Genomic DNA, 13,518 nt, shown 5'->3' with positions numbered 1-13,518 from the left:
AAATGAATGATACACGTCTATATTGCCGAAGATGATTTTCGGGTGGCAAATATCCATGAACAATTTCTGAAGCAAATCCCCGAAGTGAATCTACTTGGGAAAGCAGGCAATTGCGAAGAAACCTTAAAGGCTGTAAAAGAACATGCAATTGATTTGGTCATTTTAGACAATTATATGCCGGATGGCCTCGGCATCGATTTGATTGATGATATCCGCTCCGTAAGCCCCCAAACCGATATCATCCTGGTGTCCGCTGAAAATGATAAGGGGTATGTTGAAACGGCTATTCGCAAAGGTGTAAAAGGCATCATCATCAAACCAGCTACCTTGGAAAGGTTCGTTTCCACAATCATTAAATACATGGAAAACAAAAAGACGCTCCAAAACACCAGCAATATCGACCAGGGTTTTCTGGATGAGTTTTTTGGTGTCGAACTTGCTCCGAAACCGGCGATAGGTGCCAAGGGAATCGATCCCTTGACCTTAGAGAAGGTGAGGGACGTGTTGACAGAGCAATCCTCCGGCATCACTGCTGAAAAAATGGGGGAGCAGATGGGTGCGTCACGAACCACGGCCCGCCGGTATTTGGAACATCTTGTAGCCATTGATGAATGCTTTGCTGAACTGGCCTATGGAATTGTCGGAAGGCCCGAACGGCATTATTATACGAAAAAAGACTGATAGTACTCATCAGTCTTTTTTTTTGTGAACTTTATGAACATAAAAAATTCTAAACTCTTTATAAACCTTATTTTGCAAACGGTTACATTCTGAAAATTCGCAGTTATACTCAGTTTAATTGAAAAACAAGAGGAGGAAGTCAAATGAAAAAAACGATACTTACAACCATTTTAGCCGGCAGTGCTTTGGTATTTGCAGGGTGTAACTCAGAAGAATCCACTAACGGGGACACTGGAGAGGGTGGAGCATTCGAACCCACACAAAATATCGAAATGGTGGCACCCGCTGGAGCTGGCGGCGGCTGGGATACAACAGCACGTGAAGTGGCACGGGTCTTTGGGGAAACAGGGATCATTGAAGAAAACATGACAGTAGTGAATAAAGAAGGTGGCGGAGGCGCGATTGCGTGGTCTTACATTCATGGACAAGACGACAGCCCGTACAATTTGTTCGTGGCATCTCCTCCGTTGATGTTCGTTCCTTTAAATGGACAGTCCGAAGTTGGCCATGAAGATTTCACACCTTTAGCCAATATGATTGCAGATTACGGTGCCTTTGCAGTAAGTGCAGACAGCGAATGGGACGACCTGAATGCCATGTTCGACCAGATGAAAGAAGATCCTGAAAGTGTGACGGTCGTTGGAACATCAGCACCGGGAAGCATGGATCACATGCAGTTCGTCCGCATCGCTAAAGCGGCTGGAGTCGATCCGACTCAGATCAAATACGTATCCGATCAGGATGGCGGTGCATTAACTTCAGTGCTGAACGGCTCAGTGGACGTATTTTCTACAGGTGTGGGTGAAGTGGTAGAACAAGTGCGTGCCGGAAACATCAAAATCCTCGGTATAACAGCTGAAGAGCGTTTGGAAGGTGAAATTCTTTCAGATTTCCCTACAGCTATTGAACAAGGGATCGATGAAAGCTTCATCAACTGGCGCGGATTCTTTGGACCGCCGAACATGGACCCGGCGGCCGTAGAATTTTATGAAGCGAAATTCCAGGAATTGAGTGAATCTGAAGAGTTTGCTGAAGTACGTGAGAAATATGGATGGAACGAAATGTACTTGAATTCGGAAGAATATGAAGAATTTCTGAATACAGAATATCAAGAGATCGAAACATTGCTAGAAGAAATTGGTTTAGGAAACTAAAAGAAGCAGAAGCCGAATAGCGACTATTCGGTTTCTCTCTTTTCAGTCTGAAGGAGGCGTTCTACATGCTGTCGACAATTAATCAACGAATTGGTCTTATACTATTCATCATCGCGGCCGTTTACTTGTTCTTAAGTTTTCAATTGCCTAATTATCCGTATGCTCCTGTAGATGCAGACGTTATACCCAAAGGCCTCGGCGTGTTGATGCTCATTCTGTCCGCGGCGCTGTTTTTTTCTAAAGCCATTGAAACGGAAGCGGAAAAAGAGAAACGCAATATCCCTAAAAAAGAGTTATTGGTGTTGTTGGCTGTTTTCGCAATGATTTTTCTTTATATTTTATTATTCGAAGCGCTTGGATTCATCATCATGACGGCTGTATTCATTTTTTTCAGCTCTTGGTTTTTAGGATATACCAAATGGAAAACGAATATCATCGTTTCAATTTTATTTCCTCTGGGCATGTATGCGATTTTTGTTTTTGCATTAGGAATCTCGCTGCCTAAAGGCATTTTACCAATATAGGGGGTGTGGATTTTATGAATGCTTTTGATGGAATGATAACAGGTTTCCAGGTTGCTTTAAGCTGGGAAGGCATCTTGTTTGTTTTAATCGGTGTCATTGTAGGAACACTGATCGGGATGATGCCTGGGTTGGGGCCGATCAGCGCCATCGCGATTATGATCCCCATCACGTATGGGATGGATCCGGCACCGGCATTGGTGATGATGGCTGGTGTCTATTATGGAGCGGTATTCGGTGGATCGACTTCTTCGATCCTATTGAATGCTCCGGGAATCTCTGGGACCGTTGCGACTGCTTTTGACGGCTATCCAATGGCCCAGCAAGGCAAAGCCGGAAAAGCGCTGGCTATTGCAGCGATCGCTTCATTCTTTGGGGGAACCGTATCGGTCATCATGCTGATGCTATTGGCACCTGCCCTGTCAAGCGTAGCCATTTCCTTTGGACCGCCTGCCTATTTCGCTTTGATGCTGATGGGACTGACGGCTATCTCAAGTTTATCTGAAGGTTCTACTATAAAAGCCATGATTTCTGCTGTAGCAGGCGTAATGGTCGTCACGATAGGAATTGATCCGCAAACTGGTACGCAGCGATTCACTTTCGGAAATGTAAACTTGTTTGATGGGTTTGACTTTTTGATTATTGCACTTGGCCTGTTTGCCATCGCAGAGGTCTGTATGCTGGTCCTCAACCGGAAAAACCGCAGTTTGAGCGATGACCAGAAACTTGGAAGTCTGAAGGTAAGCCGTGCAGACTTGAAAGAGATGAGCGGTCCGATGACGCGCCAATCATTTGTTGGGTTCATCCTGGGCGTTCTGCCTGGGGCAGGCGCAACAATCGCCTCATTCATCAGTTATATTTTCGAAAAACGCATTTCGAAAAACCCGGAGGAATTCGGGAAAGGGTCCATCAAAGGGTTAGCTGCTCCGGAAAGTTCCAATAATGCAGCAACAAGTGGCGCGTTTGTGCCGTTGCTGAGTCTTGGTATTCCAGGTTCAGGAACGACAGCAGTTATGTTGGGCGCATTTTTGGTATTGGGCGTTCAGCCGGGTCCGCTTTTGATGACGGATCGACCTGAAATCTTCTGGGGAATTATTGCAAGTATGTACTTAGGGAATATTTTTCTGTTGGTCTTGAACTTGCCTCTTATTCCGTACCTGGCTAAAATTTTGAGCATTCCGAGGCCGCTATTGATTTCACTGGTCATCATGTTCAGTTTGATCGGTGTTTACTCAATCAGCTTTAATGTGTTCGATCTTTATATGCTCCTTGTTTTTGGTGCCTTGGGATTTGCGATGCGGGTCTTTTCTTTCCCGGCTCCGCCATTTATCCTGGCATTCATCCTGGGCGGCATGATGGAGCAGGCATTCAGACAGTCGATGACGATTTCAAATGGCAGTTTAGCGATTTTTGTCAACAGTCCACTGCCTTTGTCTTTGATCCTCGTCGCCTTCTTGTCGCTTGTCATACCGGGTCTTCTTAAGTGGAGAAGCCGACGCAAGCTGGCTAAAATGTAAGGGAGGGAATCAGGTGAGTTTTTCTGGACTTCGGCCATGGCTAAGCCTGTTGCTGTTGGTTCTAGCTGCATTTGGCCTCTTTTATACAGATCTAGGCTCCGCCTATTCACTTCAACAGCAATCAACACTCCTGCTGCTCGGGATTGCCATCTATTTCTGGACACTCAGTCCACTGCCTGTTGCGGCATCAAGTTTAGTATTGATCGGATTGATGCTGCTGTTCGGTATTGTAGATGAGCCGGAAGAAGCCTTCAGAGGATTTCTATCGAATGCTCTCTACTTTATCTTAGTGCTGTCCCTCATTTCTGCCGCTTTAGTGAGGGCGGGAGTGGACCGTGTTTTTGCCCATATCATCATAAAATTCAGCAGAGGCGGAATCCGGGCAATTTTACTCGGTCTGCCTCTGCTGATTGTATTTATGCCTATCCTTCTGCCGTCGGCGGTCGCGCGGTTTCGTATACTCGAACCGATTATCGAGCAGGTGAATGATCGGTTTGGTTTTGGCCAGGAAAGCTTGTTCCGAAAATATTGCATGTATGCAATCGGTATGCTGAATCAGAATGCGACGATGATTGTCTTTACGGGCGGCGGATTTCCGATTTTGGCAGCACAATTGTTGAAGGATTTTGGCGACATCGAAATTTCGTGGCTTGGTTGGTTTTTGCGCATCGCTCCTCCTTTATGGCTGGCCATGCTGCTTGTAAGCTTCGGGGTCTGGTTTTACTTTAAGCGGAATAGCGCTCTTCTAGTTGCTGCTGATTCGAAAATTCCTCAAATGGAAGATGGGGCGCTTCCGCCGAGGTTCTGGTGGATTATGCTGCCTTTTGTCATCATGATCGTCAGTTGGATTGTTTTAGACCATCAGCAGGTGCCGTTGGTTTTGGCGCCGCTGCTATTGGTCGGCTACTATGCGATGCCGGTCAATGGGCTGATAACGAATAAAACAGTAAGGGATTATGATTGGGAAACTTTTTTGCTTCTGGGCTCATCATTTTCCTTAGGCTACATAATTGAAGAGAGCGGGACTGCCTTTGTACTGGCTGAGCAGTTGATGGGTCTGCTGCCGGATGGACTGGGTGACTTCGGGAATACTGTCTACATTGCCTGCTTTATCTTTATCCTGCGCTTCCTGTTTGTTGTTCCTTCCACTTCCATGATCATTATTTTTCCTATTATCATAAACTACGCAGGTATTCTGGATTTGTCTGTCATGTCTTCTGCTTTTTTAGTCATTATGATGATCGGTGGCGTTACCATTTTACCAATTCACTCACCCACGACGTTTCTTGCTTTTCAAAAAAATGCATTCTCCTTAAAGGAACAACTCATTATCGGGGGGTATTCGAGTTTTGTGGTTACTGCCATAGCGATTACTTGGGCAGTATTCTTTTGGCAATGAACCCATTCGCAGAAATCGAACTGCAGGAAGATATCAGAACGGAAAACTGAATGTCTTCAAAAACCTTCATCCGATCACTAGAGGATGAAGGTTTTTTGGTTAAGGCGCCTTCCTCTCGAATGTTTACCTTAAAATATACCGGGTAGGGTACTTATAAGACCAAAAATAAGAGGAGGAATATGAATATGTTTAATTACACAGTAGATACATCTAAAACGGTGAGTGAAGCCGTGCAAGCATTGGAAGAGAATTTAAAGGAAGAGAAATTCGGTGTCTTATGGAATTTCGACTTAACTGCAAAACTGCAGGAAAAAGGAGAAGACTTTGATACCCCCTACACTATTTTGGAAGTCTGCAACCCGAAAGAAGCGAACCGCGTATTATCGGAAAACTTGATGATCGGCTATTTCCTGCCATGTAAAATCGTTGTCTATAAGGAAAGCGATAGCGTGAAAATCGGCATGCCGAAGCCCACCGCTTTAATCAGCATGGTGGAAGACGAGAATATCAAATCGATTGCTGAAGATATTGAAGAGCGATTGATCAAGTGCATCGATCAATCTGCATAACTTGCTGCACGGTCTGCGGACAGTTGCTTTTGCCATGTTTCTTAGATCGATTTTATTGCGAGCCAATAGCTTGACTTAATACCCTTAGGGGTATAGTATGGGGGTTAGTTAAACATCCTTATATTATTTATAGGAGGCATAGTTAAGATGAAATACGACAAACTTGTTGAGAATCGATTGAAAAGAATAGAAGGCCAGCTTCGCGGTGTCATCAAAATGGTTGAAAATGATGGAGAATGCAGAGACGTAGTCATGCAGCTATCCGCGGTAAGAAGCGCAGTTGATCGCGCCATTGGTGTTATTGTCAGCGATAACCTGGAGACATGTGTACGCGAAAGCATCGAAAAAGGCGAAAGCACTGAAGGCATGGTAAAAGAAGCTGTCGACTTGCTAGTGAAAAGCAGATAAAAAAAGTTTTGTTTGACTTTCAGAAAGACATGCTTTATTATACCCTGTAGGGTATTTAAAAGTGCGGCGCCACTATAAAACGTCATTTTTTTTCGAAATAAAATATACCCCCACGGGTAATTAAAAATGGAGGCAATAAAATGGCACAAGAGCAAAAGAAGACGACGATCGTATTATTCAGCGGGGATTATGATAAGGCGATGGCAGCTTACATTATTGCCAATGGTGCTGCGGCATACGATCATGAAGTGACAATCTTCCATACATTTTGGGGATTGAATGCATTACGGAAAGAAAATCCGCCAGCGTTGAAAAAAGGACGCTTAGAAACGATGTTTGCGAAAATGATGCCAAGAGGTGCAGATAAACTTGGTTTATCGAATATGCAGTTCGGCGGAATGGGACCTAAAATGATCAAGCAAGTCATGAAAAAGCACAATGCACTGACCTTGCCCCAATTAATTGAAATGGCAGAAGAACAGGACGTAAAAATGATCGCTTGTACGATGACGATGGACCTTCTTGGTTTGCAGAAAGAAGAACTGTTGGACGGAGTCGAATATGCAGGAGTCGCTGCCTATCTTGGAGATGCCGAAGACGGCAACGTCAACCTATTCATCTAATCGCATTTATAGCAGAAGGGAAAGATGCAGCATGGAATGGATACTATGGGTTCTGATTGGAGTGGCAGCTCTTTGGGTAGCTTACCGGTTCACTTCACCGGCTAAAAGAATCGAATCGATTTCTACAGAAGAAATGAAAACGCAGCTCGGCAAGAAAGATAAGCAGTATATCGATGTTCGAACGCCGGGAGAGTTCAAAGGGAACCACATTAAGGGCTTTAAGAACATCCCATTAAATGAGTTGCCGAAGCGTATGAATGAATTGTCAAAAGAAAAAGAAGTACTGATCATTTGCCAAAGCGGTGTACGCAGCAGCAAAGCCAGCCAATTATTGAAGAAGAACGGATTCACCACCGTCACAAATATTAGAGGCGGTATGAGCAGCTACCGCGCATAAAGGAGAAATTATAATGAAAACAATGACAACTCAGCAAGTTCAGGAATTAGTGGAAAGCAAACAAGCAATCAATTTGATCGATGTTCGGGAAACCAATGAAGTTGCGGCAGGGAAAATTCCCGGCGCCACCAATATTCCTTTGGGCTTACTGGAATTTCGGATGAATGAACTCGATAAATCGAAAGAATATATCATGGTTTGCCGTTCAGGCGGACGAAGCGGACAAGCCACCAATTTCCTTGAAAACCATGGTTATAAAGTGACCAATATGGATGGCGGAATGCTGGATTGGAATGGCGAAACAAACTAAACGCCTGCTGAAGAACAGGCAAATTTCCAAGGAGGAATATAAATGGTACAAACTGACTTAACATTAGATGCAAAAGGGCTGGCATGCCCGATGCCAATCGTGAAAACAAAAAAGATGATGAAAACGATGGATTCAGGAAAAGTATTGGAAATCCTTGCAACAGATAAAGGTTCAACAGCTGATCTGCAGGCATGGGCAAAGAGTTCAGGCCATCAATATATCGGCACTGAAACTGAAGGGGACGTTTTACATCATTTCCTTCGCAAAGATGGAGCTGGAGCTCCTGAAGAAACCATCACCATTCCAGAAATTTCACTGGCTGATTTCACTCAAAAGGTGGAAGCTGACGAGCACATGACGATTCTGGATGTCCGTGAAAAAGATGAGTTTGAAGAAGCCCATATTCCGGGAGCAATCCACATTCCTTTAGGCGAAGTCGAAGCACGAATGGCTGAATTAGCCAAAGAAAATGCAATTTATATCATTTGCCATTCGGGAAGAAGAAGCGGCATTGCAGGAGATATGATGGCCAAAAATGGTTTTGGCACTTTATACAATGTAGTACCTGGCATGAGCAACTGGACAGGGAAGACAGAGTAAAAAAATTTAGAAAAATATATACCCCTGGAGGTAATTTAAGTATGACGGTAAAAGCGATGAAAGCAAGTGAAGTAGCAAAGAAAGTAGTGAACAATCAGCCATTGTTCATCCTGGATGTACGAAATGGAGATGCCTTTGCTGATTGGAAAATCGAAGGCGGGAATATCCAGTATATAAATACCCCTTATTTCGATTTATTGGACGGCGTCGAAGAAGTGGTTTCAGAATTGCCGACAGATAGAGACATCCTGGTAGTCTGTGCAAAAGAAGGCTCTTCCGTCATGGTGGCAGAAATGCTGTCAGAGGAAGGCGTTGACGTGGCCTATCTTGAAGGCGGCATGAAAGCTTGGAGTGAGCACCTGGAACCAGTGAAAGTCGGTGAATTGCAAGGCGGCGGCGAAATGTATCAATTTGTTCGTCTTGGCAAGGGATGCCTGTCGTACATGGCCATCTCTGAAGGGGAAGCCGCTGTTATTGATGCAACACGCATGACAGATATCTTCTTGGACTTCGCGCAAGAAAAAGGCGCAACCATCAAGCATGTATTCGATACGCATTTGCACGCTGACCATATTTCCGGGGGCCGTGCAATTGCAGAAGCAACAGGCGCAACTTATTACTTGCCGCCGGCTGACGCGGAAGAAGTGTTATTTGGCTATACGGCTTTGGAAAACGACTTGGAAGTGGCGATCGGCAACTCGAAAATCGACATTGAAGCTCTTTATTCACCGGGGCACACAATCGGTTCTACCTCATTCATCGTAGACCATAAATACTTGATGACAGGCGATATTCTATTCATCGACTCTATCGGACGGCCGGATCTTGCAGGCTTGGCTGATGACTGGGTTGGCGATTTAAGAGAATCCCTGTACACACGTTACAAGGAATTAGCCAATGAACTTGTGGTTCTGCCGGCTCATTTCATGATCATGGAAGAGTTGAACGAAGATGGCAGTGTCGCTAAAAAATTAGGTGATCTGTTCAAGAAAAACCATGGCCTGAATATTGCAGATGAGCAGGAGTTCCGTGATATGGTCACAAAAAACCTGCCGCCGCAGCCGAACGCTTATCAGGATATCCGCAAAACGAATATGGGCAAGATTACGCCTGATGAAGAAGTTCAGCGTGAAATGGAAATCGGACCAAACCGTTGTGCGGTTCGCTAAGCAACGATTTAGAGAAAAAAGTTAACAGTAAATAAAAACCAAAAGGAGAGATTTTGATGAACGCAGATAAAGTATTGGATGCAAAAGGGCTGGCATGCCCAATGCCGATCGTAAAAACAAGAAAAGAAATGAAAGAAATGGAAAGTGGACAGATTCTTGAAATTCTGGCAACCGATAATGGCGCGAAAGCGGATTTAGTTGCATGGGCAAAATCCGGCGGCCATGAGTTGCTGGATTCGCAAAAAAATGGAGATGTCTTTACATTCTGGATCAAGAAAGGCTAAGAACCGGATTAAAGGGCATCGCCATGATGCCCTTTTCCCTTTTAGAGAGGTGAAAAGAAATGAGTATGGACTTTATCATTGTCATTTTTCTGATCGGCTTTGTAGGTTCCTTCATTTCAGGAATGGTGGGAATCGGTGGTTCGATCATCAAGTATCCGATGCTGCTCTACATACCGGTGATGTTGGGGTACACGGCATTCAGCGCCCATGAAGTCTCGGGCATCAGTGCCATCCAGGTCTTTTTTGCGACGATTGCCGGTGTTTGGGCATACCGTGGCAGCGGCTATTTGAATAAAACCCTAATCGCTTATATGGGGGGCGCCATTTTAGTGGGGAGCTTCATCGGCGGCTACGGATCGACTTTGCTGTCTGAGCAGGCCATCAATATTGTCTACGCGGTACTGGCGACCATCGCGGTTGTCATGATGTTCATGCCGAAAAAAGGCGTGGATGATATCCCGCTGGATCAGGTTACTTTCAACAAATGGCTGGCAGCAGGATTGGCGTTTATCGTCGGGATCGCTGCCGGAATCGTTGGGGCAGCCGGTGCCTTTATCCTGGTGCCGATCATGTTGGTCGTATTGAAGATCCCGACCCGGATGACCATCGCGACTTCGCTTGCGATTACCTTTCTGTCCTCCATCGGTTCGACAGTCGGCAAAATCGTTACCGATCAGATTTTGTATGGCCCGGCAGCTGTTATGATTGTCGCAAGTATACTAGCAGCGCCTCTTGGAGCGAAGCTGGGGCAAAAAATGAATACCAAATACCTGCAATGGATATTGGCTCTACTGATTTTAGCTACAGCGATTAAAATCTGGACAGATATCCTTTAGTGCAAAAAGAGAGGGCGCCTTGTAACAGGCGCCCTCTCTTTTTATCAGTCAGCGCTTTGGGCGCTTATTTTTTCGATTCGGTTTGGTGGGTAAGTGTAGTTGCCAGTGCGCTCGATTTGAGCTACTTCATACATGGCGAGTGCGACATCTCTTGCTTCGACAGGCTTATACTTTTTCATTTTTCCCATCAGCAATTTGCTGATGGCCGGGCTAAGGATGGTGGCTGCTTTTTCACCCAATCGAAATTCCTGGCGATTGCCAAGCAGTAAAGAGGGCTGGAAAATATGAAGTGCCGTCAAGCCTATTTTCTTCAGGCGGACTTGCAGCTGCCCTTTGGTACGGCTGTAGAAGACTTTTGACTCAGCATCAGCACCCAAGGCAGTGATGATCAGAAAGTTCTTTGCCTGCTGCGACTTTGCCAATTCAGCCATCTTTAAGGGATACTCATAATCGACTTTTTTGAATGCATCCTGTGATCCGGCTTTTTTAATGGTGGTGCCGAGACAGCAATAGACATCATCTACATCAAAGTGCTTAGCATAATCGTCCAGTTTGTCGAAATCCGTGATTACTTGTTCCAGTTTTTCATGTGCCATGTCGAGTGGACGGCGCACCAAAATTTTCACCCCTTTGTAATGGGGGCTTTCTAGAAGGATATGGAGCAATTCGTTGCCGACCAGTCCGCTGGCACCTGCCAGTAAAGCGGTTTTGTTGTTCATTTTGAACGACTCCTTTTTCTGTGTCATCTATCTGTTAGAACTTACTATACCCCACTATACAGGGAATTGTCTTTTTTGCTTTGATTCTTTGGCTGAAGGGGTACAATAAGAGAAAGATCGATAGGAAAGGAAGAAGCGCATGAAACCAGTGATAGTCGCTGAAAAACCAAGCCAGGCAAAAGCCTATGCGGAAGCATTCAAGTCCGTGAAACGCGATGGCTATATTGAACTTGCACCCGATGCGATTTTTCCGGAGGGTGCCTATATCACATGGGGAATCGGACATCTTGTGGAACTAAAAGAACCGAAGGCCTATGACCCGAAATGGGGAAAATGGTCGCTGACTGCGCTGCCGATTTTGCCGGATACCTATCAGTTTCAGGTGGCAAGAGGCAAGGCACAGCAATTTGGCATCATCAAAAAATTGATTTTCCAGACCGATACGGTCATCAACGCCTGTGACGTTGACCGGGAAGGCTCCAATATATTCTATAGCATCTATTACCAGACAGGTGCCAAAAACAAGAAGATTCAGCGGTTATGGATCAATTCACTGGAAGCGGATGAAGTGAGGAAAGGCTTTCAGGAACTGCGGGACAATCGGCAGGACCTATTATTGTATCAGGAAGCCAAAGCGCGTCAAATCAGTGATTGGCTCGTCGGGATGAACGGATCCCGCCTATACTCCCTTTTGCTTCAGGAAAAAGGCATTCACGAAGTCTTTGCCATCGGACGTGTGCAGACACCAACCGTGTTCCTGATCTATCAGCGCGAAAAAGAAATTGAAGCGTTTGTACCAGAGCCTTTTTATGAAATTGAAGGTGTTTTTGACGCGGAAAAAGGGCGCTACAAGGGCAAAGCAAAGCTGAGGGCAAAAGAGCGGAAAGAAGCAGAAGAGCTTTTGGCCAAACATGCCATTACTGCCAAGGAAGAAGGCATTGTGACTCAGATGAAGACCACCGAAAAACGCACACCGCCGCCACAGCTTCATTCGTTATCGACCTTGCAGGCTGCAGCGAACCGGAAATGGAAATACAGTCCGGCTAAAGTGTTGTCTGTCATGCAGGGATTGTATGAAAAGAAACTTGTCAGCTATCCAAGGACCGATACCCAGCATATTACACCGGGTGAGTTCAGCTATTTGGCAGGACAAGTCGAAAAATATCAGCAGTTGATCGATGCACCATTCCCGGTTGCCTCCAAATCACCTAAAAAGCGATTTGTGGACAGCTCCAAAGTTCAGGAGCACTATGCCATCATTCCAACGAAAACCATTCCGACCGCAAGAAAACTGGAAGGGTTGGCAAGAGACGAACGAAATCTCTATGAAGAAGTTTTGCGCACAACTCTAGCGATGTTCCATAAAGATTACCGCTACGCCGAAACCAAAGTGACTACGGACGTCAAAGGACTGGCATTTTTCACAACTGGAAAAACCGAGCTTGAAAAAGGCTGGAGAGAGCTGTTTCCACCCGCGAAGGAAACCAAGCAGGAACCCTCTTTGCCGGAATTGCGGGAGCAGGAGCGGGTGAAGAGCAAGGTCGACATAAAAGAAAGTATGACGACACCGCCAAAACCCTATACGGAAGGCCAGTTGATCGCCATGATGAAGACCTGCGGGAAGTTTGTCGAGGATGTGGAAGACACCGAGATCCTAAAAGAAGTCGAAGGACTGGGAACAGAAGCGACAAGAAGCGGAATTATCGAGACGATCAAACGCCATCAATACATTTCAGTAACTAAAAACATCGTTTCAATCACTGATAAAGGACGCATCCTGTGCCAGTCCATCGAAGGGAACTTGCTTTCCAGCCCGTCGATGACCGCGAAATGGGAGACCTATCTGAAGAAAATCGGCAAGGGCGAAGGTTCGGCGGAGGTGTTTCTGGCGACGATCGGCAAATTCATCCAAAAGCTGCTCGATGAAGTACCTGGGCAAATGCAGAAGAACGGATTGCCGGCACAGATGGCGACGCCCAGCGCCAAAGATGAAATCGCTCCTTGTCCGAGATGCAAGACCGGTATGATCGTATCAAGGAGAGGCTCTTACAATTGCACCGAACACGCCAATGGCTGCAAGCAGTCATTTCCGGCAACCTTCCTGAAGAAGCGTTTAACTGCCAAGCAGATTGAATACTTGTGCACAAAAGGGAAGACGCCAGTCATTAAAGGCTTTGTTTCGAAAAACGGCAAGAAATTCAACGCCAAACTGGTGTTGGAAGAGGGCAAATTGAAGATGGAGTTTTAAAGGTTTTAAGTAAGGGCTGAGACTCAAAAGCTTGTTTGGTTGCAATGGCTCCAGTCTTTCTTTGATAATGAATAAAGAAGGCA

At 45.4% G+C, this 13,518-nt stretch carries 16 protein-coding genes; 15 read left to right on the top strand and 1 reads right to left on the bottom strand.

Annotated features, from left to right (window positions below; all coding sequences use genetic code 11):
* Nucleotides 1-6: 6 nt before the first annotated feature.
* The 14 genes from K8U60_RS13595 (at nucleotide 7) to K8U60_RS13530 (ending at nucleotide 10,468) form a co-directional block, all read left to right on the top strand.
* Nucleotides 7-681, top strand: coding sequence for a response regulator (locus K8U60_RS13595; protein ID WP_223640623.1), 675 nt, complete (start codon nucleotides 7-9; stop codon nucleotides 679-681).
* Between the two features lie 143 nt (nucleotides 682-824).
* On the top strand, nucleotides 825-1,835 hold the full coding sequence (locus K8U60_RS13590; RefSeq protein ID WP_223640620.1) for a tripartite tricarboxylate transporter substrate binding protein: 1,011 nt from the start codon (nucleotides 825-827) through the stop codon (nucleotides 1,833-1,835).
* A gap of 65 nt (nucleotides 1,836-1,900) precedes the next feature.
* Nucleotides 1,901-2,359, top strand: a complete 459-nt coding sequence (locus tag K8U60_RS13585; RefSeq protein WP_223640618.1) for a tripartite tricarboxylate transporter TctB family protein — start codon at nucleotides 1,901-1,903, stop codon at nucleotides 2,357-2,359.
* Nucleotides 2,360-2,373: 14 nt separating this feature from the next.
* Nucleotides 2,374-3,873, top strand: a complete 1,500-nt coding sequence (locus K8U60_RS13580) for a tripartite tricarboxylate transporter permease (protein WP_223640615.1) — start codon at nucleotides 2,374-2,376, stop codon at nucleotides 3,871-3,873.
* A gap of 13 nt (nucleotides 3,874-3,886) precedes the next feature.
* A complete protein-coding gene (locus K8U60_RS13575) occupies nucleotides 3,887-5,272 on the top strand; it encodes an SLC13 family permease (protein ID WP_223640610.1) in 1,386 nt (461 codons plus the stop codon).
* A 185-nt stretch (nucleotides 5,273-5,457) separates the two neighbouring features.
* Entirely contained in the window at nucleotides 5,458-5,841 is a 384-nt protein-coding gene (locus K8U60_RS13570) for a DUF302 domain-containing protein (RefSeq protein WP_223640606.1), read from the top strand.
* Nucleotides 5,842-5,988: 147 nt separating this feature from the next.
* Nucleotides 5,989-6,249, top strand: a complete 261-nt coding sequence (locus K8U60_RS13565; protein WP_191714934.1) for a metal-sensitive transcriptional regulator — start codon at nucleotides 5,989-5,991, stop codon at nucleotides 6,247-6,249.
* Nucleotides 6,250-6,389: 140 nt separating this feature from the next.
* Nucleotides 6,390-6,872, top strand: coding sequence for a DsrE/DsrF/DrsH-like family protein (locus tag K8U60_RS13560; RefSeq protein ID WP_191714935.1), 483 nt, complete (start codon nucleotides 6,390-6,392; stop codon nucleotides 6,870-6,872).
* Nucleotides 6,873-6,903: 31 nt separating this feature from the next.
* Nucleotides 6,904-7,269, top strand: coding sequence for a rhodanese-like domain-containing protein (locus K8U60_RS13555; RefSeq protein ID WP_223640589.1), 366 nt, complete (start codon nucleotides 6,904-6,906; stop codon nucleotides 7,267-7,269).
* Between the two features lie 13 nt (nucleotides 7,270-7,282).
* Nucleotides 7,283-7,579, top strand: coding sequence for a rhodanese-like domain-containing protein (locus K8U60_RS13550; protein WP_223640586.1), 297 nt, complete (start codon nucleotides 7,283-7,285; stop codon nucleotides 7,577-7,579).
* A gap of 42 nt (nucleotides 7,580-7,621) precedes the next feature.
* The gene (locus K8U60_RS13545; RefSeq protein WP_223640582.1) at nucleotides 7,622-8,179 is read left to right on the top strand and encodes a sulfurtransferase TusA family protein; all 558 of its coding nucleotides are present in this window, start codon (nucleotides 7,622-7,624) and stop codon (nucleotides 8,177-8,179) included.
* Between the two features lie 41 nt (nucleotides 8,180-8,220).
* A complete protein-coding gene (locus tag K8U60_RS13540) occupies nucleotides 8,221-9,348 on the top strand; it encodes an MBL fold metallo-hydrolase (protein WP_223640579.1) in 1,128 nt (375 codons plus the stop codon).
* A gap of 56 nt (nucleotides 9,349-9,404) precedes the next feature.
* Complete coding sequence (locus tag K8U60_RS13535; RefSeq protein WP_223640562.1) at nucleotides 9,405-9,632, top strand: sulfurtransferase TusA family protein; 228 nt, start codon at nucleotides 9,405-9,407, stop codon at nucleotides 9,630-9,632.
* 59 nt (nucleotides 9,633-9,691) lie between these two features.
* Nucleotides 9,692-10,468, top strand: a complete 777-nt coding sequence (locus K8U60_RS13530) for a sulfite exporter TauE/SafE family protein (protein ID WP_223640559.1) — start codon at nucleotides 9,692-9,694, stop codon at nucleotides 10,466-10,468.
* Nucleotides 10,469-10,512: 44 nt separating this feature from the next.
* Here the strand turns inward: K8U60_RS13530 and K8U60_RS13525 are convergent, their stop codons facing one another.
* Entirely contained in the window at nucleotides 10,513-11,187 is a 675-nt protein-coding gene (locus K8U60_RS13525) for an oxidoreductase (protein WP_223640556.1), read from the bottom strand.
* 139 nt (nucleotides 11,188-11,326) lie between these two features.
* Here K8U60_RS13525 and K8U60_RS13520 point away from each other — a divergent pair, with 139 nt between their 5' ends.
* Entirely contained in the window at nucleotides 11,327-13,435 is a 2,109-nt protein-coding gene (locus tag K8U60_RS13520; protein ID WP_223640553.1) for a type IA DNA topoisomerase, read from the top strand.
* The last annotated feature ends 83 nt before the right edge of the window (nucleotides 13,436-13,518 follow it).

The sequence above is a fragment of the Planococcus circulans genome (assembly GCF_020023385.1).
Classification (GTDB): Bacteria; Bacillota; Bacilli; order Bacillales_A; family Planococcaceae; genus Planococcus.
Note: the sequence above shows the minus strand (reverse complement) of the source record. Positions and strands in the feature narration are given on the sequence as shown.

Bases quoted from the DNA above. Each gene is read 5' to 3' on its own strand.
- K8U60_RS13565 (WP_191714934.1), top strand. From the start codon at position 5,989: ATGAAATACGACAAACTTGTTGAGAATCGATTGAAAAGAATAGAAGGC.
- K8U60_RS13525 (WP_223640556.1), bottom strand. From the start codon at position 11,187: ATGAACAACAAAACCGCTTTACTGGCAGGTGCCAGCGGACTGGTCGGC.
- K8U60_RS13580 (WP_223640615.1), top strand. From the start codon at position 2,374: ATGAATGCTTTTGATGGAATGATAACAGGTTTCCAGGTTGCTTTAAGC.
- K8U60_RS13540 (WP_223640579.1), top strand. From the start codon at position 8,221: ATGACGGTAAAAGCGATGAAAGCAAGTGAAGTAGCAAAGAAAGTAGTG.
- K8U60_RS13595 (WP_223640623.1), top strand. From the start codon at position 7: ATGATACACGTCTATATTGCCGAAGATGATTTTCGGGTGGCAAATATC.
- K8U60_RS13520 (WP_223640553.1), top strand. From the start codon at position 11,327: ATGAAACCAGTGATAGTCGCTGAAAAACCAAGCCAGGCAAAAGCCTAT.
- K8U60_RS13530 (WP_223640559.1), top strand. From the start codon at position 9,692: ATGAGTATGGACTTTATCATTGTCATTTTTCTGATCGGCTTTGTAGGT.
- K8U60_RS13545 (WP_223640582.1), top strand. From the start codon at position 7,622: ATGGTACAAACTGACTTAACATTAGATGCAAAAGGGCTGGCATGCCCG.
- K8U60_RS13590 (WP_223640620.1), top strand. From the start codon at position 825: ATGAAAAAAACGATACTTACAACCATTTTAGCCGGCAGTGCTTTGGTA.
- K8U60_RS13535 (WP_223640562.1), top strand. From the start codon at position 9,405: ATGAACGCAGATAAAGTATTGGATGCAAAAGGGCTGGCATGCCCAATG.
- K8U60_RS13555 (WP_223640589.1), top strand. From the start codon at position 6,904: ATGGAATGGATACTATGGGTTCTGATTGGAGTGGCAGCTCTTTGGGTA.
- K8U60_RS13550 (WP_223640586.1), top strand. From the start codon at position 7,283: ATGAAAACAATGACAACTCAGCAAGTTCAGGAATTAGTGGAAAGCAAA.
- K8U60_RS13570 (WP_223640606.1), top strand. From the start codon at position 5,458: ATGTTTAATTACACAGTAGATACATCTAAAACGGTGAGTGAAGCCGTG.
- K8U60_RS13560 (WP_191714935.1), top strand. From the start codon at position 6,390: ATGGCACAAGAGCAAAAGAAGACGACGATCGTATTATTCAGCGGGGAT.
- K8U60_RS13585 (WP_223640618.1), top strand. From the start codon at position 1,901: ATGCTGTCGACAATTAATCAACGAATTGGTCTTATACTATTCATCATC.